This window comes from Aeromicrobium sp. HA, from assembly GCF_027171405.1.
GTDB lineage: Bacteria > Actinomycetota > Actinomycetes > Propionibacteriales > Nocardioidaceae > Aeromicrobium > Aeromicrobium tamlense.
This window is the reverse complement of sequence record NZ_CP114372.1, coordinates 2,899,778-2,921,952: the sequence shown is the minus strand read 5'-3', so window position 1 is coordinate 2,921,952 and position 22,175 is coordinate 2,899,778. Positions and strand designations below refer to the sequence as shown.

Genomic DNA, 22,175 nt, shown 5'->3' with positions numbered 1-22,175 from the left:
AGGGCACCGTGGAAGATCCGCTGATCCTGCTGGGCCGCGAGATGGCCGGCGTCGCCTCCCTCGTCGGACGCATCGAGGGCGACGAGCCCGTGCCCGCCTGTCCCGGATGGACCACCGCCGACCTCGTGCGCCACCTCGGGTCGATCCACCGCTGGGCCGCGGCCATCGTGCTCTCGGGCCAGCGCATCGCCGAGGAGCCCGACGCGCGCGCCACCGAGCCGCTCGACGAGTGGTACGCCGGCACGGCCACGGCGCTGATCGCCGCGCTGCAGGCCGTTGACCCCGACGAGCCCGTCCCCAACTTCGCCCGCATCGACGAGGTCGCCGGCTTCTGGCCGCGCCGCCAGCTGCACGAGACGTGCGTGCACCGGGTCGACCTCGCGCAGGCCCTCGGCCTCCCGGACCTCGCGTGGGACGTCGATCCGCAGGTCGCGGCCGACGGCATCTCCGAGGTCGTGCGCGTCTTCGGCCGTCGGATGACCGAGCGGGGGAGGCGGCCGCGCGTCGACGCGCCCGTCCGCCTCGTCGCCACCGATCTCGACCGCAGCTGGATCGTCGCGCCCGACGAGGACGACCCCGACGGACCTCCGCGACTCGTCCAGCGAGAGATCGACGTCGACGGCGAGGCGGTGGGCACGGCCACCGAGCTGTACCTCGCGCTGTGGGGTCGGATCCCGGCCACCGCGGTCGCTCCGACGGGTGCCGCCGTCGCGTGGCTGGACGGACCGCGCGTCCCCTGACTCCGGGCTGCTGCCGGCGGCCCGAGGCGATTTGTTTCGACGTGGCGGGCTCGGGTAAGATGGGGAGCCGTGCCCGACGTGAGTCGGCGCGACGTTCGAACGGACAAGGGCCCCTGGCCCGATGATCCGTGATCACGGTGGCCGGATGCCGTCCGTGGTGGAGATCGAGGAAGACCCGCGAGGCCGCATGCGCGCCCGCGATCGAACGGGAGAATTCCCAGGAAGAGGCATAGTGCCCACCATCAACCAGCTTGTCCGCAAGGGCCGCCAGAGCAAGGTCGTCAAGACCAACACCCCGGCCCTCAAGGGTTCGCCCCAGCGGCGTGGCGTGTGCACCCGCGTGTACACCACGACCCCCAAGAAGCCGAACTCCGCGCTGCGGAAGGTCGCTCGTGTGCGTCTGTCCAGTGGCACCGAGGTGACCGCCTACATCCCCGGCGAGGGCCACAACCTCCAGGAGCACTCGATCGTGCTCGTCCGTGGTGGTCGTGTGAAGGACCTTCCCGGTGTTCGTTACAAGATCATTCGCGGCTCCCTCGACACCCAGGGTGTCAAGGGCCGCAAGCAGGCTCGCAGCCGTTACGGCGCGAAGAAGGAGAAGAGCTGATGCCTCGCAAGGGTCCCGCTCCGAAGCGTGCCATCGAGACCGATCCGGTCTACGGAAGCCAGCTGGTCACCCAGCTGATCAACAAGGTGCTGTTCGACGGCAAGAAGCAGGTCGCACAGCGCATCGTCTACACGGCCCTCGAGGGCACGCGTGAGAAGTCCGGCACCGATCCGGTCATCACCCTCAAGCGCGCGCTCGACAACGTCAAGCCCGCCCTCGAGGTCAAGAGCCGCCGCGTCGGCGGTGCGACCTACCAGGTTCCGGTCGACGTCCGTCCCGGCCGCCAGACCACCCTCGCGCTGCGCTGGCTCGTCAAGTACAGCTCCGAGCGTCGCGAGAAGACCATGGCCGAGCGCCTCATGAACGAGCTGCTCGACGCCAGCAACGGCCTCGGTGCCAGCGTGAAGAAGCGCGAGGACACCCACAAGATGGCCGAAGCCAACAAGGCGTTCGCCCACTACCGCTGGTGATCGTGAGCGCGACGACCTCGCGCTCCCACACCGACCCACACCTCCGTAAAGGCTGATCCTCACGTGGCAACCGACATCACCACCGACCTGACCAAGGTCCGCAACATCGGCATCATGGCGCACATCGATGCCGGCAAGACCACCACCACCGAGCGCATCCTGTTCTACACGGGCATCACCTACAAGATCGGTGAAGTCCACGAGGGCGGCGCCACGATGGACTGGATGGAGCAGGAGCAGGAGCGCGGCATCACGATCACGTCGGCCGCGACGACCTGCTGGTGGAAGAACCACCAGATCAACATCATCGACACCCCCGGTCACGTCGACTTCACCGTCGAGGTCGAGCGCTCGCTGCGCGTCCTCGACGGCGCGGTCGCGGTGTTCGACGGCGTCGCCGGTGTCGAGCCCCAGTCCGAGACGGTGTGGCGTCAGGCCGACAAGTACGGTGTGCCGCGCATGTGCTTCGTCAACAAGCTCGACCGCACGGGCGCCTCGTTCGACTTCTGCGTCAAGACGATCCGCGAGCGCCTCGGCGCGACCGCGCTCGTCCTGCAGCTGCCGATCGGCGCCGAGTCCGACTTCCTGGGCGTCGTCGACCTCGTCGGCATGCGCGCGCTGACGTGGCGCGGCGAGACGACGATCGGCGAGGACTACACGGTCGAGGAGATCCCGGCCGACCTGGCCGACGCCGCCGCCGAGGGTCGCGAGAACCTGCTCGAGACCCTGGCCGACGTCGACGACGAGATCGCCATGGCGTACCTCGAGGGCGAGGACATCTCGGTCGAGGACCTCAAGGCCGCGATCCGTCGCGCCACCCTGGCCGCGAAGCTCAACCCGGTCCTGTGCGGCACGGCGTTCAAGAACAAGGGCGTCCAGCCCCTGCTCGACGCGGTCGTCGACTTCCTCCCCAGCCCGATCGACGTCGGTGACATCGTCGGCCTGGACCCGAAGGACGAGTCGAAGAACGACACGCGTCCCCCGTCGGACGACGCGCCGTTCGCCGGCCTGGCCTTCAAGATCGCCACGGACCCGCACCTGGGCAAGCTGACCTTCGTGCGCGTCTACTCCGGTCGCCTCGAGGCGGGCACCCAGGTGCTCAACGTCACGAAGGGCCGCAAGGAGCGGATCGGCAAGGTCTACCAGATGCACGCCAACAAGCGTGAGGAGATCGCGTCGGTCGGCGCCGGCCAGATCGTGGCCGTCATGGGCCTCAAGGACACCACCACGGGCGAGACGCTGGCCGACTCGGCCAACCCGATCGTGCTGGAGTCGATGACCTTCCCGGATCCGGTGATCCAGGTCGCCATCGAGCCCAAGACGAAGAGCGACCAGGAGAAGCTCGGCGTCGCGATCCAGAAGCTCGCCGAGGAGGACCCGACGTTCCAGGTCCACACGGACGAGGAGACGGGTCAGACGATCATCGCCGGCATGGGCGAGCTCCACCTCGACATCCTCGTCGACCGCATGAAGCGCGAGTTCAAGGTCGAGGCCAACGTGGGCAAGCCCCAGGTCGCGTACCGCGAGACCATCCGCGGCACCATCACGGGTCACAGCTACACGCACAAGAAGCAGACCGGTGGCTCGGGTCAGTTCGCCAAGGTCGTCATCGGCCTGGCTCCCAACAGCCCCGAGGCCGGTGGCGAGGGTGGCTACGAGTTCGTCAACGAGGTCACGGGTGGTCGCGTCCCGCGCGAGTACATCCCCTCGGTCGACGCGGGCGCCCAGAGCGCCATGGAGTTCGGCGTCCTCGCCGGCTACCCCATGGTCGATGTCAAGTTCACCCTCGAGGACGGCGCCTACCACGACGTCGACTCCAGCGAGCTCGCCTTCAAGCTGGCCGGCAACCAGGCCTTCAAGGAGGCCGCTCGCAAGGCCAACCCGGTCCTCCTCGAGCCGATGTTCGCCGTCGAGGTCACGACGCCCGAGGACTACATGGGCGACGTGATCGGCGACCTCAACTCCCGCCGTGGACAGGTTCAGTCCATGGAGGAGGGCTACGGCGGCGCCAAGATGATCAAGGCGCTCGTGCCGTTGTCCGAGATGTTCGGGTACGTGGGCGACCTGCGGTCGAAGACCTCGGGACGCGCGTCGTACTCGATGCAGTTCGACTCCTACGCCGAGGTCCCCAAGGCCGTGGCCGAAGAGATCATCAAGAAGGCCCGGGGCGAGTGAGCTTCGGCCCCATCGCATAGGGTGGCCTGAGGTTCGCTCCACCGCGTTCCACACGGCGTTTCAGTCAACACAAGCTAGAGAAACCAAACCAGGAGGGCCCCAGTGGCTAAGGCGAAGTTCGAGCGGACCAAGCCGCACATGAACATCGGCACCATCGGTCACATCGACCACGGTAAGACGACGCTGACCGCGGCGATCACCAAGGTGCTGCACGACAAGTACCCCGATCTGAACGAGGCCTCGGCCTTCGACATGATCGACAAGGCTCCCGAGGAGCGCCAGCGCGGTATCACGATCTCGATCTCGCACGTCGAGTACCAGACCGAGAACCGTCACTACGCGCACGTCGACTGCCCCGGCCACGCCGACTACGTCAAGAACATGATCACCGGCGCGGCTCAGATGGACGGCGCGATCCTCGTGGTCGCCGCCACCGACGGCCCGATGCCGCAGACGCGTGAGCACGTGCTGCTCGCCCGCCAGGTCGGCGTGCCGGCCATGGTCGTGGCGCTCAACAAGTGCGACATGGTCGACGACGAGGAGATCCTGGAGCTCGTCGAGCTCGAGGTTCGCGAGCTGCTCAACGAGCAGGACTTCGACGGCGACAACGTCCCCGTCGTCAAGGTTGCGGCCCACCCGGCCCTGACCGGCGACGCCAAGTGGGGCGAGTCGATCCTCGAGCTCATGGCCGCGGTCGACGAGTACATCCCGCTGCCCCCGCGTGAGACGGACAAGCCGTTCCTCATGCCGGTCGAGGACGTCTTCACGATCACCGGTCGTGGCACCGTCATCACCGGTCGCATCGAGCGCGGCATCGTCAAGGTCAACGACACGGTCGACATCGTCGGCATCCGTGACGACAAGCAGACCACGACGGTCACCGGCATCGAGATGTTCCGCAAGCTGCTCGACGAGGGCCAGGCGGGCGAGAACGTCGGCCTCCTGCTCCGTGGCACGAAGCGCGAGGACGTCGAGCGCGGCATGGTCGTGATCGCGCCCGGTTCCACGACTCCCCACACGGAGTTCGAGGGCCAGGTGTACATCCTGTCCAAGGAGGAGGGTGGCCGTCACACGCCGTTCTTCAACAACTACCGCCCGCAGTTCTACTTCCGCACCACGGACGTCACCGGCGTCGTCACGCTGCCCGAGGGCACCGAGATGGTCATGCCCGGCGACAACACCGAGATGTCGGTCGTGCTGATCCAGCCGATCGCCATGGAGGAGGGCCTGCGCTTCGCCATCCGCGAGGGCGGCCGCACCGTCGGCGCCGGCCGTGTCACCAAGATCAACAAGTGAGCTGATCCGCTGACACGCACTGCGTGAGGAACCCCCGGGGCTTCGGCCCCGGGGGTTCTGTCATGTCCGGGTTGTGACGGCGGCCGCATCGGTGCCGGGCGTCCGACGGGTAGCCTCGCGGTGTGGGACACGATCATGCGCACGGCGCCGGGGTGAGGCACCGGGGACGCCTCGTCCTCGTGCTGGCGCTCACCCTGTCGGTGCTCGTGGTCCAGGTGATCGTCGGCTGGCTGACCGGCTCGCTCGCGCTGCTGGCCGACGCCGGCCACATGCTCAGCGACTCGTTCGGCCTGGTCCTCGCGCTGGCCGCGATCGCGGTGGCGCAGCGACCCGGGGGAGCGCGCAGCACCTACGGCTGGCACCGCACCGAGGTGCTCGCAGCCGGGGCCAACGGGCTCATCCTGCTCGTGATCTGCGGGATCATCGTGCTCAGCGCCGTGGGACGGCTGTCCGAGCCGCCCGAGATCGCCGGCCTGCCGGTGCTCGTGGCCGGCGCGATCGGACTGGCCGTGAACGTGGTCGGCCTGCTGGTGCTGCGGGGAGGGGCCGAGAAGAGTCTCAACGTCCGCGGCGCGTACCTCGAGGTGCTCGGCGACGCCCTCGGCTCGGTCGCGGTCATCGCCTCCGCGGTCGTCATCCTGACCACGGGGTGGGCCCAGGCCGACCCCGTGGCCTCGCTCGTCATCGCGGCCCTCGTCGTCCCCCGCGCGATCTCACTGCTGCGCGACGTGGGGGAGGTGCTGCTGGAGAACAGCCCCCGCGACGTCGACCTCGACCAGGTCCGCGACCACATCCTCGGAGTCCAGGGCGTCGTCGACGTGCACGACCTGCACGTCTGGACGATCACCAGCGGCATGCCCGTGATGAGCGCCCACGTCGTGGTCGACGAGTCGGTCGTCGACATGGACGACGCCCACCACGTGCTGGACCACCTGTGCACGTGCCTGAGCCACCACTTCGACGTCGCTCACTCGACCTTCCAGCTGGAGCCCGCGGGACACCTGCAGTCGGAGCGTCACGGTCACCACTAGCGGTCGTGTCCGAGCCCACGCGAACGTCGCGAGGACCCGATTTGTGTTCGTCGGGCGAAGTCTGTCAGAATGGTCAGGTTGCCCCGGCATGTTCGCGGTGGCGCCAGCGGTTGGGAACTCACGCCCAGCTCAACGCTCGCGCCGATCCCGAGACCATGTTGTCCGGCCAGTCGCACCGCAGCAGCGGGGCGGAGCCGGTCCAACCACCTAACTCGAGAAGTGTGCGTTTCCTTGTGCGCGTCAGCGCCCGCGACACGCCCGACCTCGGGGTACGGAGACGGGGGGCATGCCTACCCCGAACCCGGGGGCTGGCGAAGACGAACGTAAAGGACGAGCGAGAGCATGGCGGGACAGAAGATCCGTATCCGGCTCAAGGCCTACGACCACGAGGTCATTGACTCCTCGGCGAAGAAGATCGTCGACACCGTGACCCGCACCGGCGCCAAGGTTGCCGGCCCCGTGCCGCTGCCGACGGAGAAGAACGTGTACTGCGTCATCCGTTCGCCGCACAAGTACAAGGACAGCCGCGAGCACTTCGAGATGCGCACCCACAAGCGGCTCATCGACATCATCGACCCGACGCCCAAGACCGTCGACTCGCTCATGCGACTCGACCTGCCGGCCGGCGTCGACATCGAGATCAAGCTCTGAGGGAGGGACGCACACCATGAGCAGCACACTCACCGCGCGCGGCCTCCTCGGTCGCAAGCTCGGGATGACGCAGGTCTGGGACGAGAACAACCGGGTCATCCCGGTCACCGTCCTCGAGGCCTCCACCAACATCGTCACCCAGATCCGCACCCGCGAGAACGACGGCTACAGCGCCGTCCAGCTCGGCTTCGGCGAGACCGACGGCCGCAAGCTGAACAAGCCGCAGGCCGGTCACTTCGCGAAGGCCGGCGTCACGCCGCGCCGCCACGTCGTGGAGATCCGCACCGAGGCCGTCGCCGACTACACCCTCGGCCAGGAGATCTCGCCCGAGATCTTCGCCGCCGGTGACAAGGTCGACGTGACCGCCACCAGCAAGGGCAAGGGCTTCGCCGGAGTCATGAAGCGTCACGGCTTCGCCGGCGTCTCCGCCTCGCACGGCGCGCACCGCAACCACCGCAAGCCCGGGTCCATCGGCGGCTGCGCCACCCCCGGTCGCGTGTTCAAGGGCCTGCGCATGGCCGGCCACATGGGTACCGACACGGTCACCACCCAGAACCTCACCGTCCACGCGATCGACACCGAGCGCGGCCTGATCCTGGTCAAGGGCGCCGTGCCCGGGGCCAAGGGCGCCCTCGTCGTCATCCGCTCCGCCGCGAAGGGAGCCTGACCGACATGGCACAGACCATCGACGTCGACCTGCCCGTCGACATCTTCGACGCCCGCGTCAGCATTCCGCTGATGCACCAGGTCGTCACCGCACAGCTCGCCGCCGCCCGCCAGGGCACGCACGACGTCAAGTCGCGCGGCGAGGTCCGCGGCGGCGGCAAGAAGCCGTACCGCCAGAAGGGCACCGGCCGCGCTCGTCAGGGCTCGATCCGCGCTCCCCAGTACGCCGGTGGTGGCATCGTGCACGGCCCCACGCCGCGCTCGTACGACCAGCGCACGCCCAAGAAGATGAAGGCCGCCGCCCTGCGCGGTGCCCTCACCGACCGGGCGCGCAGCGGTCGCCTGCACGTCATCGAGTCGTTCGTCTCCGGTGACGCGCCGTCCACCAAGGTCGCCCTGGCTGCCGTCCGCGAGCTCACGGGCCGCGCCCGCGTCCTCGTGGTCGTCGATCGCGACGACGCGCTGACGGTCAAGAGCCTGCGCAACGCCGCGTTCATCGCGACGCTGTCCTTCGACCAGCTCAACACGTACGACGTGCTGCTGGCCGACGACGTGATCTTCACGAAGGCCGCGTTCGACGCCTTCGTGGCGGCGCGCTCGGCCGAGGGCACCGACACGGTCAAGCTGAGCCAGGCGGTCGTCGAGGCCGACGCCCCCGCCGCGAAGCCGGCCAAGAAGGCCGCCCCGAAGACCGAGGCCAAGGCCGAGGTCGCCGACGAGGACGTCAAGGCGAACGCCACGAAGACCCAGCCGTACGGTCCGGGCTCGAAGGCTCCGCTCGCCAGCGGCAACGCGCCCAAGGGCCACGAGGTCAAGGCCGTCGAGGCCGACAAGACCTTCGTCGCTCCCGGCGCCGCCGCGTACGACGACACGGAGGCCACGGTCTGGTTCGACAGCGCCGAGACCGCTGAGGCCGCCGGGTTCACCGCCCAGGAGGAGAACTGATGTCCAACCACGGAACCTTCGCACGGGACGTCCTGATCGCCCCCGTGGTCAGCGAGAAGAGCTACGGCCTGCTCGACGACAACAAGTACACGTTCCTGGTCCACCCGGACGCCAACAAGACCCAGATCAAGATCGCCGTCGAGGAGATCTTCGGGGTCAAGGTCACCGGCGTGAACACGATCAACCGCAAGGGCAAGGCCCGTCGCACCCGCACCGGCACCGGCAAGCGCAAGGACACCAAGCGCGCCGTCGTCAGTGTGGCCGCGGGTCAGAGCATCGACATCTTCTCGAGCCCGAGCTGAAGGACTGACTGAGACATGGCTATTCGCAAGTACAAGCCCACCACGCCGGGCCGTCGCGGCTCGAGCGTGGCGGACTTCGCCGAGATCACGCGTACGACGCCCGAGAAGTCGCTGGTCGAGCCGCTGCCCAAGAAGGGCGGCCGCAACAACCAGGGCCGGATCACCACCCGTCACCAGGGTGGCGGCCACAAGCGCGCCTACCGCGTGATCGACTTCAAGCGCTACGACAAGGACGGCGTGCCGGCCAAGGTCGCTCACATCGAGTACGACCCCAACCGCACCGCCCGCATCGCGCTGCTGCACTACGCCGATGGCGAGAAGCGCTACATCATCGCGCCCGAGGGCCTGAAGCAGGGCATGGCGGTCGAGGCCGGAACCGGGGCCGACATCAAGCCCGGCAACAACCTGCCGCTGCGCAACATCCCGGTCGGCACCACGATCCACGCGATCGAGCTCCGTCCCGGTGGCGGCGCGAAGATGGGCCGCTCGGCCGGCGCCAAGGTGCAGCTCGTCGCCAAGGAGGGCTCGAAGGCGCAGCTGCGTCTGCCCTCCGGCGAGATGCGCTACGTCGACGTCCGCTGCCGCGCCACGATCGGCGAGGTCGGCAACGCCGAGCAGTCGAACATCAACTGGGGCAAGGCCGGCCGCAACCGCTGGAAGGGCAAGCGCCCGACCGTCCGTGGTGTCGCCATGAACCCGATCGACCACCCGCACGGTGGCGGTGAGGGCAAGACCTCCGGTGGCCGTCACCCGGTCAGCCCGTGGGGCAAGCCCGAGGGCCGTACGCGCAAGCGCAAGGCCAGCGACCAGATGATCGTCCGCCGTCGCAAGAGCGGCCGCTGAGAGAGGACCTGGAGAAAAAGATGCCTCGTAGTTTGAAGAAGGGTCCCTTCGTCGACGGCCACCTCGAGAAGAAGGTGGACGCCCAGAACGCAGCCGAGACCCACAACGTGATCAAGACGTGGTCGCGTCGCTCGATGATCCTGCCGTCCTTCATCGGACACACGATCGCCGTGCACGACGGCCGCAAGCACGTTCCCGTGTTCATCACCGACTCGATGGTCGGCCACAAGCTGGGTGAGTTCGCTCCCACCCGCACGTTCAAGGGCCACGAGAAGGACGACCGGAAGGCGAAGCGCCGATGAGTGCCACCACCCGTGACAACACGAGCGAGCGCCGCGAGCGGCTCCTGGGCGATCGCCCCGGCGCCTTCGCCGTCGCCCGCTACGTCCGCGTCACCGCGCAGAAGTCGCGCCGTGTCGCCGACCTGATCCGCGGCGCCCGCGTCGAGGACGCGCTGACCATGCTGAAGTTCCAGCCGCAGGCCGTGGCCGAGAACTTCTACAAGCTGGTCGACTCCGCTGCCGCGAACGCCGAGACCACCGAGGGCCTCGACCGCTCGACCCTGGTCATCACGACCGTCATGGTCGACGAGGGCCCGACGATGAAGCGCTGGCGCCCGCGCGCCAAGGGTGCGGCCAACCGCATCCTCAAGCGCACCAGCCACCTGACGGTGGTCGTCGAACCCGCAACCGACCAGAAGAAGGGTGGCAACTGACATGGGTCAGAAGATCAACCCGCACGGTTTCCGCCTGGGCATCTCCACGGACCACAAGAGCCGTTGGTACGCCGACAAGCTGTACTCCAGCTACGTCGGTGAGGACGTCAAGATCCGCCGCCTGCTCACCAAGGGCATGGACCGCGCCGGCATCAGCCGCGTCGAGATCGAGCGCACCCGCGACCGCGTCCGCGTGGACATCCACACGGCGCGTCCGGGCATCGTCATCGGTCGCCGTGGCGCCGAGGCCGACCGCATCCGTGGCGACCTGGAGAAGCTGACCGGCAAGCAGGTCCAGCTGAACATCCTCGAGGTCAAGCAGCCCGAGATGGACGCGCAGCTCGTCGCGCAGGGCGTGGCCGAGCAGCTGTCCGGCCGTGTCCAGTTCCGTCGCGCCATGCGCAAGGCGATGCAGAGCACGATGCGCTCCGGTGCCAAGGGCATCCGGATCCAGTGCTCGGGTCGTCTCGGCGGCGCGGAGATGAGCCGCTCGGAGTTCTACCGCGAGGGTCGCGTCCCGCTGCACACGCTGCGCGCCGACGTCGACTACGGCTTCTACGAGGCCAAGACGACCTTCGGCCGCATCGGCGTGAAGGTCTGGATCTACAAGGGCGAGGTCGCCGGCACCCGGGCCGAGCGCGAGGCCGAGCAGGCCCGTCGCGCGGCCGCTCCGGGCAGCCGTCGTCCCGGCCGTGGTGAGCGTGGCGGTCGCCGCCCCGCTCGTGACGCCGCTCCCGCCGCTGCGCCGGCCGCCGCCGAGGCGGCTCCCGCAGCCGCTCCTGCGGCCACCGAAGGAGTTGAGTCCTGATGTTGATGCCTCGTCGCGTCAAGTACCGCAAGCAGCACCACCCCAAGCGGCGTGGCGTTGCCAAGGGTGGCACCGAGCTGGCCTTCGGCGAGTTCGGCATCCAGGCGGTCGAGGGTCACTACGTGACCAACCGTCAGATCGAGTCCGCCCGTATCGCCATGACCCGTCACATCAAGCGTGGCGGCAAGGTCTGGATCAACATCTACCCGGACCGTCCGCTGACCAAGAAGCCCGCCGAGACCCGCATGGGCTCCGGCAAGGGCTCGCCCGAGTGGTGGGTGGCGAACGTCAAGCCCGGCCGCGTCATGTTCGAGCTCTCCGGTGTGTCCGAAGAGGTCGCCCGTGAGGCGATGCGCCGTGCGATCCACAAGCTGCCGATGAAGGCACGCTTCATCACCCGTGAGACAGGAGACCTGTGATGGCAAGCAACACCGCAGAGCTCCGCGACCTCAACGCCGATGACCTGGCCGCGAAGCTGAAGGAGGCCAAGGAGGAGCTGTTCAACCTGCGCTTCCAGAACGCCACCGGTCAGCTCGACAACACCGCGCGTCTGCGCACGGTCCGCAAGGACATCGCGCGCATCTACACGGTCATCCGTGAGCGCGAGCTCGGCATCATCGAGGAGGTTCAGGCATGAGCACGAAGGACACCACCGAAGTGAGCAACGAGCGCTCGTCGCGCAAGACCCGTGAGGGTCTGGTCGTCAGCGACAAGATGGACAAGACCGTCGTCGTCAGCATCGAGGAGCGCTTCAAGCACCCGCTGTACGGCAAGGTGCTGCGCCGCAACATCAAGCTGAAGGCTCACGACGAGGCCAACGAGGCTGGCATCGGCGACCGCGTTCTCCTGTCGGAGACGCGTCCGCTGTCCGCCACCAAGCGCTGGCGCGTCGTCGAGGTCCTCGAGAAGGCGAAGTGAGAGACAGATGATTCAGCAGGAGTCGCGACTCAAGGTCGCCGACAACACGGGTGCCAAGGAGATCCTCTGCATCCGCGTGCTCGGTGGCTCCGGTCGTCGCTACGCCGGTATCGGCGACACGATCGTCGCCACCGTCAAGGACGCGATCCCCGGAGGCAACGTCAAGAAGGGCGATGTCGTCAAGGCGGTCGTCGTGCGCACCACCAAGGAGCGCCGTCGTCCGGACGGCTCGTACATCAAGTTCGACGAGAACGCCGCCGTCATCCTCAAGACCGACGGCGATCCGCGCGGAACCCGCATCTTCGGCCCCGTGGGCCGCGAGCTGCGCGACAAGAAGTTCATGCGCATCATCTCGCTCGCTCCGGAGGTGCTCTGAGATGGCTCGAATTCGCAAGGGTGACCAGGTCAAGGTCATCGCCGGCAAGGACAAGGGCGTCGAGGGCAAGATCATCGGTGTCCTCGAGAACGACCGCGTCCTCGTCGAGGGCGTGAACCGCGTCCAGAAGCACACCCGCGCCGGACAGACCGGGACCGAGGGCGGCATCATCACCGCCGAGGCCCCGATCCACGTCTCGAACGTCATGCTCGTGGTCGACGCCGATGGCGGCAAGACCACGACCAAGGTCGGCTCGGGCGTCGTCGACGGCAAGAAGACCCGTATCAGCCGCAAGACCGGAAAGGAGATCTGAGATGGCCACCACCACCGCGCCCCGCCTCAAGGCGAAGTACCGCGAGGAGATCGTGACCGCGCTGCGCGAGCAGTTCGACTACGACAACGTCATGCAGGTCCCCGGCCTCACCAAGATCGTCGTCAACATGGGCGTCGGCGAGGCTGCCCGCGACGGCAAGCTCATCGAGGGTGCCATCGCGGACCTCACGGCCATCACCGGCCAGAAGCCGCAGGTCACCAAGGCCCGCAAGTCCATCGCGCAGTTCAAGCTGCGTGAGGGCATGCCGATCGGCGCGCACGTCACGCTGCGCGGCGACCGCATGTGGGAGTTCCTCGATCGTCTGCTGACGCTCGCGCTGCCGCGCATCCGCGACTTCCGCGGACTGTCGGCCAAGCAGTTCGACGGCCGGGGCAACTACACGTTCGGCCTGACCGAGCAGGTCATGTTCCACGAGATCGATCAGGACAAGATCGATCGCAGCCGGGGCATGGACATCACGGTCGTCACCACGGCCACCAACGACGATGAGGGCCGCGCTCTGCTCAAGCTGCTCGGCTTCCCGTACAAGGAGAACTGACATGGCGAAGACCGGTCTGAAGGTCAAGCAGTCCCGCACGCCGAAGTTCGGCGTCCGTGGCTACACGCGCTGCCAGCGCTGCGGCCGTCCCCGCTCCGTCTACCGCAAGTTCGGCCTGTGCCGCATCTGCCTGCGAGAGATGGCGCACCGCGGCGAGCTGCCCGGCGTGACCAAGAGCTCCTGGTAATCACCACCACCAACCCGCAGCAGGTCCCCTCCCACGGCGTCACGCCGGACGAGACGGAAACCGCGGCGAGAAACGGAACACACTGAAATGACGATGACCGATCCGATCGCGGACATGCTCACGCGTGTCCGCAACGGCAACCAGGCGTACCACGACGCCGTCACGATGCCGCACTCCAAGCTGAAGGAGGGCGTCGCCGCCATCCTGAAGCAGGAGGGCTACATCACCGACTACTCCGTGGCCGAGCCGTCCGAGGGTGAGGTCGGCAAGTCGCTGACGATCACGCTCAAGTACGGACCGCACCGTGAGCGCTCGATCGCCGGCATCCGCCGCATCAGCAAGCCGGGCCTGCGCGTGTACGCCAAGTCCAACAACCTTCCGAAGGTCCTCGGCGGCCTGGGCGTGGCGATCATCTCCACGAGCCAGGGTCTGCAGACCGACCGTCAGGCCAACAACAACGGAGTGGGTGGGGAAGTCCTCGCCTACGTCTGGTGACGAGAGGAGACTGAACATGTCGCGCATCGGCAAGCTCCCCGTCGCCGTCCCCTCCGGCGTCGAGGTCAACATCGACGGCCAGACCGTCACCGTCAAGGGCCCCAAGGGCCAGCTCTCGCACACCGTTGCCGAGCCCATCACCGTCCGCAAGGACGATGACGGCGCGCTGGCGGTCGAGCGCCCCAACGACGAGCGTCGCAGCAAGGCCCTCCACGGCCTGTCCCGCACGCTGGTCAACAACATGGTCATCGGTGTCACCGACGGCTACGAGAAGAAGCTCGAGATCGTCGGCGTCGGCTACCGCGTGCTCTCCAAGGGCCCGTCGGAGATCGAGCTGAACCTCGGCTTCAGCCACCCGGTGCCGTTCCTGGCGCCCGAGGGCATCACGTTCACCGTCGAGGGTCCGACCAAGCTGACCGTCTCGGGCATCGACAAGCAGGTCGTGGGCGAGGTCGCCGCCAACATCCGCAAGATCCGCAAGCCGGAGCCCTACAAGGGCAAGGGCGTGCGTTACGCCGGAGAGCGCATCCTGCGCAAGGCCGGAAAGGCTGGTAAGTAAGCCATGGCAATCTCGATCAAGCACGCCAAGCACACCGCGGGCCGGGTCGCGTCGCGTCAGCGCCGCCAGATCCGTGGCCGCAAGAAGATCCAGGGTTCGGCCGAGCGTCCTCGCCTCGTCGTCACCCGTTCGAGCAAGCACATCGTCGCCCAGGTCGTCAACGACCTCGAGGGCCACACGCTGGCGTCGGCCTCCACCATGGAGGCGGACCTGCGCTCGTTCGACGGCGACAAGACGGCCAAGGCGAAGAAGGTCGGCGAGCTGCTCGCCGATCGCGCCAAGGCCGCCGGCATCGGCGCCGTGGTCTTCGACCGCGCCGGCAACAAGTACGCCGGTCGCGTCGCGGCTCTGGCCGACGGCGCCCGCGAGGGCGGACTGGAGTTCTGATGACCATCACGACGAACAAGGGGAGTGCCGCATGAGCACGCGCCGACAGGGTGGCGAGCGTCGCGGAGGCCGCGGCGACCGCAACGCCGACAAGTCCAACTACATCGAGAAGGTCGTCACGATCAACCGTGTGGCGAAGGTCGTCAAGGGCGGCCGCCGCTTCTCCTTCACCGCGCTGGTGATCGTCGGTGACGGCGACGGCCAGGTCGGTGTCGGCTACGGCAAGGCCAAGGAAGTTCCCACGGCCATCGCCAAGGGTGTCGAGGAGGCGAAGAAGAGCTTCTTCCGCGTCCCGCGCATCCAGGGCACTATCCCGCACCCGGTGCAGGGTGAGAAGGCGGCCGGTGTCGTCTTCCTGCGCCCCGCGTCCCCCGGTACCGGCGTCATCGCCGGTGGCCCGGTCCGCGCCGTGCTCGAGGCTGCTGGCATCCATGACGTCCTGAGCAAGTCCCTCGGCTCCTCGAACGCGATCAACATCGTCCACGCGACGGTCGAGGCGCTGCGTTCGCTCGAGTCCCCCGAGGACGTGGCCGGCCGTCGTGGCCTGGCCGTCGAGGACGTCGCCCCCGCCGCCCTGCTGAAGGCCGGCAAGGAGAAGGCGCCCAGCGCCGCGGAGGTGACCGTCTGATGGCGAAGCTCGAAGTCACCCAGGTCCGTTCGGGCATCGGTCGTGAGCAGAACCAGCGCAACACGCTGCGTTCGCTCGGGCTCAAGCGCATCGGCGACGTCAAGGTCGTCGAGGATCGTCCCGAAATCCGCGGCATGGTCAACACCATTCCGCATCTCGTCACCGTGAAGGAGGTCGACTGATCATGGCGATCAAGTTGCACCACCTGCGTCCCGCCCCGGGCGCCAAGACCGCCAAGACCCGCGTGGGTCGCGGTGAGGGCTCCAAGGGCAAGACCGCCGGTCGCGGCACCAAGGGCACCAAGGCCCGCTACCAGGTGTCGGCCGGCTTCGAGGGCGGCCAGATCCCGCTCCACATGCGCCTGCCGAAGCTCAAGGGCTTCACGAACCCGTTCCGGGTCGAGTACCAGGTCGTCAACGTGGGCCGGATCGCCGAGCTCTTCGCCGAGGGCGGCACGGTCGACGTGCCCTCGCTCGTCGAGAAGGGCGCGGTCCGCAAGGGCCAGCCCGTCAAGGTGCTCGGAGGCGGCGACATCGACGTGGCGGTCCAGGTAACCGTCGACAAGGTGTCCGCCTCGGCCCAGGCCAAGATCGAGGCCGCCGGCGGTTCCGTCTCCGCGTCCTGACGCGGTCGTTCGGAGTCGTTCAGCGAACATCGGGCGGGTTCTCCCCATCGGGAGGGCCCGCCCGTTTCGCTCACTGTTAAAGTCAGACGGCATCGTGCCGTGAAGCTGGAGGAAGTTCGTGCTCAAAGTCTTCGTGAACGCGTTCAGGACACCTGAACTGCGTCGCAAGATCCTCTTCGTGCTGGGGATCGTCGTGCTCTTCCGGCTCGGCTCGATGCTGCCCGCGCCCGGGGTCAACGTCGCCAACGTGCGCGAGTGCGTCGACCTGGCGGCGGGCGGCGAGAACGCCGGCCTGTTCGCCCTGATCAACGTCTTCTCCGGCGGCGCGCTGCTGCAGTTGACCGTGTTCGCGCTGGGCATCATGCCCTACATCACCGCGAGCATCATCCTGCAGCTGCTCGTCGTGGTCATCCCGCGACTGGAGGCCCTCAAGAAGGAGGGCCAGTCCGGTCAGGCGAAGATCACGCAGTACACCCGCTACCTCACGGTCGGTCTCGCGATCCTGCAGGCCGCCGGCATCGTGGCCCTCGCCCGCAGCGGCGACCTCTTCCAGGGCGCCTGCAACCTGCCGCTGCTCTACAGCCCCGACAGCATGCTGTCGTACCTGCTCATCGTCACCGTCATGGTCGCCGGCACCACCGTCATCATGTGGTTCGGCGAGCTCATCACCGACCGCGGCGTCGGCAACGGCATGTCGATCCTGATCTTCACGCAGGTCGTCGCCACGTTCCCCGGCGCGATGTGGAACATCCGCCAGACGAACGGCTGGGCCACCTTCTCGGTCGTCGTGGCCGTCGGCCTCGCGGTCGTCGCGCTGGTCATCTTCATCGAGCAGGCCCAGCGCCGCATCCCGGTGCAGTACGCCAAGCGCATGGTCGGACGCCGCATGTTCGGCGGCTCGTCCACCTACATCCCGCTCAAGGTGAACCAGGCCGGCATCATCCCGGTCATCTTCGCCTCGTCGTTGATGTACCTGCCGGTCCTGTGGGTCAACTTCAACTCCGACTCCGGTGCCGCGAGCTGGATCCAGGACCACTTCGTCCAGGGCGATCACCCGTACTACATGATCACCTTCTTCGCGCTGATCGTGTTCTTCACGTACTTCTACGTGTCGATCACCTTCAACCCCGAGGAGGTCGCCGACAACATGAAGAAGTACGGCGGCTTCATCCCGGGCATCCGCGCCGGCAAGCCCACCCAGGACTACCTGGGCTACGTCCTCTCGCGCATCACCGCTCCGGGCGCCCTGTACCTGGGTCTGATCTCGCTCATCCCGATGCTCGCGATCGCGTTGGTCGGGGCCAACCAGAACTTCCCGTTCGGCGGCACGACGATCCTCATCATCGTGGGCGTCGGCCTGGACACGGTGAAGCAGATCGAAAGCCAGTTGCAGCAGCGCAACTACGAAGGGTTCCTCAAGTGACGCGACTCCTCATCATGGGTCCTCCCGGCGCGGGCAAGGGCACGCAGGCCGTGGCGCTCGCCGAGCGCATCAACGGTGCGCACATCTCCACCGGCGACATCTTCCGCGCCAACGTGGCGCAGCAGACCGAGCTGGGCAAGACGGCGCAGCGCTACATGGACGCCGGCGAGTACGTGCCCGACGAGGTCACCAACGCGATGGTCGCCGACCGTCTCGCGCAGGACGACGCCCGTGAGGCGTTCCTGCTCGACGGCTACCCGCGCACCCTCGACCAGGTCGCGAAGCTCGACCAGATCCTGTCCGACCTCGGCTCCGAGCTCGACGGCGTCGTCGCGCTCACCGTGGTCGAGGACGAGCTGATCGGTCGTCTGCTCGAGCGGGCGAAGGTCAGCGGCCGGTCGGACGACACCGAAGAGGTCATCCGGCACCGCCAGGACGTCTACCGCAACGAGACCGAGCCGCTGCTCGCGGTGTACCGCGACCGTGGCCTGCTCATCGAGGTCGACGGCATGGGCACCCCGGACGAGGTCGGCTCCCGCATCGCCGACGCGCTGTCCACGCTCGCCTGACGGACGGATCCACCATGTTCGGTGAGTCGATCGAGCTGAAGACGCCCGAGCAGCTGGCCTCGATGCGCCAGGCCGGCCTGGTCGTGGGCCGCACCCTGGAGGTGCTGCGCGCGGCCGTCGCTCCCGGCGTCAGCACCGACGACCTCGATGCGTTGGCCCGTGAGCGGCTGGCCGCCGAGGGTGCCACGTCGAACTTCCTCGGCTACCACGGGTTCACGGGCGTCATCTGCGCCTCGGTCAACGACGAGATCGTCCATGGCATCCCGGGCGACCGGGTGCTGGCCGAGGGCGACCTGATCTCGATCGACTTCGGTGCCGTCGTCGACGGCTGGCACGGCGACGCCGCGATCAGCGTGCCGGTCGGCGAGGTCGCGCCCGAGGTCGCCGAGCTGAACCGGGTCACCGAGGAGTCGCTGTGGCGCGGCATCGCCGCGGCACGCATCGGCGGCCGGGTCGGCGACATCTCGCACGCGATCGAGTCCTACGTCCGCAGCCAGGGCCGCTACGGCATCACCGAGGGCTTCACCGGGCATGGCATCGGCTCGGAGATGCACATGGCCCCCGACGTGCCCAACAGCGGACGTCGTGGCAAAGGTCCCAAGCTGCAGCTGGGCATGGCGCTCGCGATCGAGCCGATGATCACACTCGGCACCTCGCGCGCCGCGATCCTCGAGGACGACTGGACGGCCGTCACCACCGACGGCACGTGGGCCGCGCACCACGAGCACTCGATCACCGTCACCACGGAGGGCGTGTGGGTGCTCACCGCGCTCGACGGCGGAGCAGCCCGCCTCGCCGAGCTCGGCGTCCCCTGCGCCGAGCCCACCTCCTGACCATGCGGCCGAACGACCGTGCGGGGTTTCCCTGCACCTTGCGTAGGACGTTTCCCCCGCAAGGTGACGGATTCCCCTGTTGACAGGGGAATCCTCGTCAGCTCGGCTCGGGTTGGCCGCGGGGGCAGACTGGAGGCATGCGTACCTCGTGGGTCGTCCCGTTCCTGATGGTGGTCGCCCTGCTCGGCGGCTGCGGCGGGGGCGCGTACGACTCGGGTGACGGCTACGGTGCGTCGCCCGGCGAGACCGCAGCGCAGGACGCCGAGCGCGCCCTGCGCCGGTACCTGATGGCGTCCGACGAGGGCGACTGCGAGGCCGTGAAGGAGACCGTCCTGGTCCCGGAGGACCTCGAGTGCGGCGACGTCCGCGACCAGGAGGGTCAGTGGACCGCCGACGGCGCCGATCTCGAGGAGGTGCCGATGACCGCCGAGGTGGTCGACGACAGCGCCACCGTCACGGTGCAGTGGCCCGGCGGCCTCGAGGACACCTGGGACCTCCAGCGAGAGGGCGACACCTGGTACGTCCTCACCGCGGACTCCGGCGACGGCGTCTGACCCTCGACCCTCCCGACCGCGCCTCCGGCGCGCGAGATGTGCAGCGCTGTCCACCCTTTTGACGGCCGATCCACCGGAAAGCGGTGGATACCGCTACAGATCTCGCTGACCGGAGGTCAGGCGCGGGGCTCGGCGGCGAACTCGCCGGGGGTCAGGCCGGTGACCGCGCGGAAGTCGCGGCCGAAGTGCGCCTGGTCGGCGTAGCCGAGGTCGGCCGCCACGCGGGCGAGGTCGGGTCGAGGCGCGTCGCGCAACCGCTCGGCCGCCTCGTGCAGCCGGCGCCGCTGGATCAGCCACTTCGGCGAGAGTCCGATCCGGCGGGCGGTGAGCCGCTGCAGGGTGCGCTCCGTGATCGCGAACTTCTCGCAGACCTGTCGCACGCGCTGGACCTCGGGATCGCCCTCGACGTACTCGACGATCGCGTTGACCAGCAGGCCCTCCTCGTCGACGGGCAGCAGGCGCTTCAGCGACTCCTCCATCGCAGCCACGGCGGCCCGCTGCCGCTCGGGATCGTCCGGGGCTTCGCCGGCCGCGGCGCGGATGCGGGAGACGAGATTGCCGTCCCCGAGCGGCACCGCGCGGTCGGTCAGACCCTCGACGGGGCCGCCGGCCAGCGCGATGCCCGCCGCGGGCTGCAGCATCGTGCCGAGGGCCCAGCCGCTCCCACCCAGCTCGGTGGTGGACAGGCCGCTGCTCGGGCCGACCAGCCGCGCGTACTCGTGGGAGACGACAATCAGGCAGACCGGGTACTGGAGCACGCGCTGGACCGTGACGTGGCCGTCCGGCAGGGACCAGACGGGCATCCAGTACCGGCGCACCACGGACGCGAGCGCGGGGGAGGGGGCGAACCGGTGGATGGGCGGCGTGTAGCCCGACGCGTCGAGCAGGTGCGCCCGCTCGGTCGGGTCGATGCGCCGGACGTCGTCTCCACCGGTCATGTGTCGGATTCTTTCAAGAGTCGAGGCCGTCCCGCGACCACGCTGGAGTCATGAGCATCTACCTCGACGCGGCCGACCGCTTCAGCGACGTCGTCGCCGCCACCACCGACTGGTCCGCGGAGTCCCCCTGCGAGGGGTGGACCGCCGCCGACGTCGTCGACCACGTGATCGACACCGAGCGCGAGTTCCTCGCCCGGCACGAGATCGACGCGGGACCGCGGCCCTCCGGCGCTCCCGCGCAGGCGTGGGCCGAGCACCTCGCCGCCATCCGGCCCCTCGCCACGGACGACGCGGTCACATCGCGCGAGTTCGACGGCGTCTTCGGCCGCACCACGATCGGCGCGACCCTCGACGCGTTCTACGGCTTCGACCTCGTCGTGCACGGCTGGGACCTCGGCACGTCGAACGGCCGGCCCACGACCTTCACCGAGGCCGACATGGACGCGATGGAGGCCGCCTTCGAGGGCTTCGGCGACCACGCCTACGACGACGGGGTCTTCCGGTCCCCGGTCGAGGTGCCGCAGGACGCCGATCGCCAGACGCGCCTGCTCGCGCGGATGGGCCGCCGCGCGCCCGTCACCGCCTGAGCGTCAGCGGTGCAGCTCGGCGGTGCAGCACTTCACGCTGCCGCCGCCCTTGACGAACTCCGAGAGCTCGACGGGCACCGGCTCGTAGCCTCGCTCGCGCAGGGACGCGGCGAGTCCGGTGGCCTCGGCCGGCAGCACGACGTTCCGGCCGTCGCTGACGAAGTTCAGCCCGAAGGCGAGCGCGTCGGCCTCGAAGCACTCGAGGGCGCCGGGGAACATCCGTCGCAGGGTGCGGCGCGCCGCGGGGCTGAAGGCGGCGGGGAACCAGGCGATGTCGGCCGGGCCGTCACCGTGGCCGTCGTCGAGCACGCCCAGGGCGACGTCGAGGTGGTAGAACCGCGGGTCGACGAGCTCGAGCGAGACCACCGGACGCCCGAGGGCGGCCTCGGCCTCGCGGTGCGCGTCGGTCGTGGTGCGGAAGCCGTGGCCGGCGAGCACCACGTCGCGCAGGACGAGGAAGTCGCCCTCGCCCTCGTTCGTGTGGGCCGGGCGATGGACCTCGCGGCCGGCGGCGCGCAGGAAGTCGACGTGCGCGTGGGCCTCCGCCTGGCGCTGCGGGAACGCGAAGGCGGCACCGTACGTGCGGTCGGCCACCGAGACGGCACCGTTGGCCGCGAACACCATGTCGGGCAGTCCGGCGACGGGCTCGAGCAGGTCGATGCGGTGCCCCAGACCCGCGTACACGTCCTGCAGCGCCTGCCACTGGGCGCGCGCGAGCTCGCGGTCGACCGCGGTGGAGGGGTCCATCCACGGGTTGATCGAGTAGACCACGTCGAACTCGGTGGGCGGGCACATCACGTAGTGGCGCGTGCGCGCACTTCGGACGGGGGCGACCAGGGGCGTGGTCAGGATCTGCGTCATGGAGCTCCTCGGGGGACGATGACACGAGCCTAGGGAGCGTGCGATGCCACAACCAGTGGTTTTTCGCGCGCGTGGCAGGCGCTTTCTTGCGCATTTCCGGTCCTCGCACTTGAT

Annotated in this window: 34 protein-coding genes; 32 read left to right on the top strand and 2 right to left on the bottom strand. The window is 68.6% G+C overall.

Translation table 11 applies throughout. The annotated features are described in order from the left end of the window. The first annotated feature begins 8 nt into the window (after nucleotides 1-8). From O3S82_RS14465 to O3S82_RS14315, 31 genes are all read left to right on the top strand, one after another. Nucleotides 9-740, top strand: coding sequence for a maleylpyruvate isomerase family mycothiol-dependent enzyme (locus O3S82_RS14465; protein WP_269303748.1), 732 nt, complete (start codon nucleotides 9-11; stop codon nucleotides 738-740). 232 nt (nucleotides 741-972) lie between these two features. After that, a complete protein-coding gene (gene rpsL, locus O3S82_RS14460) occupies nucleotides 973-1,347 on the top strand; it encodes a 30S ribosomal protein S12 (RefSeq protein ID WP_019143662.1) in 375 nt (124 codons plus the stop codon). Then, on the top strand, nucleotides 1,347-1,817 hold the full coding sequence (gene rpsG, locus O3S82_RS14455; protein ID WP_179422719.1) for a 30S ribosomal protein S7: 471 nt from the start codon (nucleotides 1,347-1,349) through the stop codon (nucleotides 1,815-1,817). The genes rpsL and rpsG overlap by 1 nt, the downstream gene beginning before the upstream one ends. Before the next feature lie 63 nt (nucleotides 1,818-1,880). Further along, a complete protein-coding gene (gene fusA / locus O3S82_RS14450; protein ID WP_179422721.1) occupies nucleotides 1,881-3,992 on the top strand; it encodes an elongation factor G in 2,112 nt (703 codons plus the stop codon). A 102-nt stretch (nucleotides 3,993-4,094) separates the two neighbouring features. Next, on the top strand, nucleotides 4,095-5,288 hold the full coding sequence (tuf, locus tag O3S82_RS14445) for an elongation factor Tu (protein ID WP_179422723.1): 1,194 nt from the start codon (nucleotides 4,095-4,097) through the stop codon (nucleotides 5,286-5,288). 122 nt (nucleotides 5,289-5,410) lie between these two features. Continuing rightward, nucleotides 5,411-6,319 carry a cation diffusion facilitator family transporter gene (locus O3S82_RS14440; protein WP_269303742.1) on the top strand — a complete coding sequence of 303 codons (909 nt, stop codon included), beginning with the start codon at nucleotides 5,411-5,413 and terminating at the stop codon, nucleotides 6,317-6,319. A gap of 342 nt (nucleotides 6,320-6,661) precedes the next feature. Next, nucleotides 6,662-6,970: a 30S ribosomal protein S10 gene (gene rpsJ, locus O3S82_RS14435; RefSeq protein WP_078699131.1), complete on the top strand. Its 309-nt coding sequence runs from the start codon at nucleotides 6,662-6,664 to the stop codon at nucleotides 6,968-6,970. A gap of 16 nt (nucleotides 6,971-6,986) precedes the next feature. Further along, nucleotides 6,987-7,637 (top strand): 50S ribosomal protein L3, encoded by a 651-nt coding sequence (gene rplC, locus O3S82_RS14430; RefSeq protein ID WP_179422727.1) that lies wholly within the window; start codon nucleotides 6,987-6,989, stop codon nucleotides 7,635-7,637. Nucleotides 7,638-7,642: 5 nt separating this feature from the next. Next, nucleotides 7,643-8,581, top strand: a complete 939-nt coding sequence (gene rplD, locus O3S82_RS14425; protein WP_179422729.1) for a 50S ribosomal protein L4, sunset domain variant — start codon at nucleotides 7,643-7,645, stop codon at nucleotides 8,579-8,581. Beyond that, the gene (rplW, locus tag O3S82_RS14420) at nucleotides 8,581-8,883 is read left to right on the top strand and encodes a 50S ribosomal protein L23 (RefSeq protein ID WP_179422731.1); all 303 of its coding nucleotides are present in this window, start codon (nucleotides 8,581-8,583) and stop codon (nucleotides 8,881-8,883) included. The genes rplD and rplW overlap by 1 nt, the downstream gene beginning before the upstream one ends. A 15-nt stretch (nucleotides 8,884-8,898) precedes the next feature. Then, nucleotides 8,899-9,726 carry a 50S ribosomal protein L2 gene (gene rplB / locus O3S82_RS14415; protein ID WP_179422733.1) on the top strand — a complete coding sequence of 276 codons (828 nt, stop codon included), beginning with the start codon at nucleotides 8,899-8,901 and terminating at the stop codon, nucleotides 9,724-9,726. A 20-nt stretch (nucleotides 9,727-9,746) separates the two neighbouring features. Next, a complete protein-coding gene (rpsS, locus tag O3S82_RS14410) occupies nucleotides 9,747-10,028 on the top strand; it encodes a 30S ribosomal protein S19 (protein ID WP_078699126.1) in 282 nt (93 codons plus the stop codon). Further along, nucleotides 10,025-10,441 (top strand): 50S ribosomal protein L22, encoded by a 417-nt coding sequence (gene rplV, locus O3S82_RS14405; protein ID WP_179422735.1) that lies wholly within the window; start codon nucleotides 10,025-10,027, stop codon nucleotides 10,439-10,441. The genes rpsS and rplV overlap by 4 nt, the downstream gene beginning before the upstream one ends. A 1-nt stretch (nucleotide 10,442) precedes the next feature. Further along, nucleotides 10,443-11,249 (top strand): 30S ribosomal protein S3, encoded by an 807-nt coding sequence (gene rpsC, locus O3S82_RS14400; protein WP_179422737.1) that lies wholly within the window; start codon nucleotides 10,443-10,445, stop codon nucleotides 11,247-11,249. After that, complete coding sequence (gene rplP / locus O3S82_RS14395; protein WP_179422739.1) at nucleotides 11,249-11,668, top strand: 50S ribosomal protein L16; 420 nt, start codon at nucleotides 11,249-11,251, stop codon at nucleotides 11,666-11,668. Before rpsC ends, rplP begins: the two co-directional genes overlap by 1 nt. Beyond that, a complete protein-coding gene (gene rpmC / locus O3S82_RS14390; RefSeq protein ID WP_179422741.1) occupies nucleotides 11,668-11,886 on the top strand; it encodes a 50S ribosomal protein L29 in 219 nt (72 codons plus the stop codon). The genes rplP and rpmC overlap by 1 nt, the downstream gene beginning before the upstream one ends. Then, nucleotides 11,883-12,167: a 30S ribosomal protein S17 gene (gene rpsQ / locus O3S82_RS14385; RefSeq protein WP_179422743.1), complete on the top strand. Its 285-nt coding sequence runs from the start codon at nucleotides 11,883-11,885 to the stop codon at nucleotides 12,165-12,167. Before rpmC ends, rpsQ begins: the two co-directional genes overlap by 4 nt. Nucleotides 12,168-12,174: 7 nt before the next feature. Then, the gene (gene rplN / locus O3S82_RS14380; protein ID WP_179422745.1) at nucleotides 12,175-12,543 is read left to right on the top strand and encodes a 50S ribosomal protein L14; all 369 of its coding nucleotides are present in this window, start codon (nucleotides 12,175-12,177) and stop codon (nucleotides 12,541-12,543) included. 1 nt (nucleotide 12,544) lies between these two features. Further along, nucleotides 12,545-12,856, top strand: coding sequence for a 50S ribosomal protein L24 (gene rplX, locus O3S82_RS14375; protein WP_179422747.1), 312 nt, complete (start codon nucleotides 12,545-12,547; stop codon nucleotides 12,854-12,856). Nucleotide 12,857: 1 nt separating this feature from the next. After that, nucleotides 12,858-13,415 (top strand): 50S ribosomal protein L5, encoded by a 558-nt coding sequence (rplE, locus tag O3S82_RS14370; protein WP_179422749.1) that lies wholly within the window; start codon nucleotides 12,858-12,860, stop codon nucleotides 13,413-13,415. 1 nt (nucleotide 13,416) lies between these two features. Further along, on the top strand, nucleotides 13,417-13,602 hold the full coding sequence (locus O3S82_RS14365; protein ID WP_078699117.1) for a type Z 30S ribosomal protein S14: 186 nt from the start codon (nucleotides 13,417-13,419) through the stop codon (nucleotides 13,600-13,602). 87 nt (nucleotides 13,603-13,689) lie between these two features. Further along, complete coding sequence (gene rpsH, locus O3S82_RS14360; RefSeq protein WP_179422751.1) at nucleotides 13,690-14,097, top strand: 30S ribosomal protein S8; 408 nt, start codon at nucleotides 13,690-13,692, stop codon at nucleotides 14,095-14,097. A 16-nt stretch (nucleotides 14,098-14,113) separates the two neighbouring features. Then, the gene (gene rplF, locus O3S82_RS14355) at nucleotides 14,114-14,656 is read left to right on the top strand and encodes a 50S ribosomal protein L6 (RefSeq protein WP_179422753.1); all 543 of its coding nucleotides are present in this window, start codon (nucleotides 14,114-14,116) and stop codon (nucleotides 14,654-14,656) included. 3 nt (nucleotides 14,657-14,659) lie between these two features. Continuing rightward, nucleotides 14,660-15,043 carry a 50S ribosomal protein L18 gene (gene rplR, locus O3S82_RS14350; protein WP_179422755.1) on the top strand — a complete coding sequence of 128 codons (384 nt, stop codon included), beginning with the start codon at nucleotides 14,660-14,662 and terminating at the stop codon, nucleotides 15,041-15,043. 31 nt (nucleotides 15,044-15,074) lie between these two features. Continuing rightward, a complete protein-coding gene (gene rpsE, locus O3S82_RS14345; protein WP_179422757.1) occupies nucleotides 15,075-15,671 on the top strand; it encodes a 30S ribosomal protein S5 in 597 nt (198 codons plus the stop codon). Continuing rightward, the gene (rpmD, locus tag O3S82_RS14340) at nucleotides 15,671-15,853 is read left to right on the top strand and encodes a 50S ribosomal protein L30 (protein WP_179422759.1); all 183 of its coding nucleotides are present in this window, start codon (nucleotides 15,671-15,673) and stop codon (nucleotides 15,851-15,853) included. The genes rpsE and rpmD overlap by 1 nt, the downstream gene beginning before the upstream one ends. A 2-nt stretch (nucleotides 15,854-15,855) precedes the next feature. Further along, complete coding sequence (gene rplO / locus O3S82_RS14335; RefSeq protein ID WP_179422761.1) at nucleotides 15,856-16,296, top strand: 50S ribosomal protein L15; 441 nt, start codon at nucleotides 15,856-15,858, stop codon at nucleotides 16,294-16,296. A 118-nt stretch (nucleotides 16,297-16,414) separates the two neighbouring features. Further along, nucleotides 16,415-17,719, top strand: coding sequence for a preprotein translocase subunit SecY (secY, locus tag O3S82_RS14330; RefSeq protein ID WP_179422763.1), 1,305 nt, complete (start codon nucleotides 16,415-16,417; stop codon nucleotides 17,717-17,719). Further along, on the top strand, nucleotides 17,716-18,288 hold the full coding sequence (locus O3S82_RS14325) for an adenylate kinase (protein WP_269303726.1): 573 nt from the start codon (nucleotides 17,716-17,718) through the stop codon (nucleotides 18,286-18,288). Before secY ends, O3S82_RS14325 begins: the two co-directional genes overlap by 4 nt. Before the next feature lie 14 nt (nucleotides 18,289-18,302). Then, nucleotides 18,303-19,121 carry a type I methionyl aminopeptidase gene (gene map, locus O3S82_RS14320; protein ID WP_179422765.1) on the top strand — a complete coding sequence of 273 codons (819 nt, stop codon included), beginning with the start codon at nucleotides 18,303-18,305 and terminating at the stop codon, nucleotides 19,119-19,121. Between the two features lie 137 nt (nucleotides 19,122-19,258). Beyond that, entirely contained in the window at nucleotides 19,259-19,675 is a 417-nt protein-coding gene (locus O3S82_RS14315; RefSeq protein WP_269303723.1) for a hypothetical protein, read from the top strand. 116 nt (nucleotides 19,676-19,791) lie between these two features. Here the strand turns inward: O3S82_RS14315 and O3S82_RS14310 are convergent, their stop codons facing one another. Next, a complete protein-coding gene (locus O3S82_RS14310) occupies nucleotides 19,792-20,613 on the bottom strand; it encodes an AraC family transcriptional regulator (RefSeq protein WP_269303722.1) in 822 nt (273 codons plus the stop codon). 50 nt (nucleotides 20,614-20,663) lie between these two features. On the opposite strand from O3S82_RS14310, the gene O3S82_RS14305 reads away from it, so the two are divergent. Continuing rightward, a complete protein-coding gene (locus O3S82_RS14305) occupies nucleotides 20,664-21,200 on the top strand; it encodes a maleylpyruvate isomerase family mycothiol-dependent enzyme (protein ID WP_179422771.1) in 537 nt (178 codons plus the stop codon). Between the two features lie 3 nt (nucleotides 21,201-21,203). Here the strand turns inward: O3S82_RS14305 and ddaH are convergent, their stop codons facing one another. Beyond that, the gene (ddaH, locus tag O3S82_RS14300; protein ID WP_179422773.1) at nucleotides 21,204-22,061 is read right to left on the bottom strand and encodes a dimethylargininase; all 858 of its coding nucleotides are present in this window, start codon (nucleotides 22,059-22,061) and stop codon (nucleotides 21,204-21,206) included. Nucleotides 22,062-22,175 lie beyond the last annotated feature (114 nt).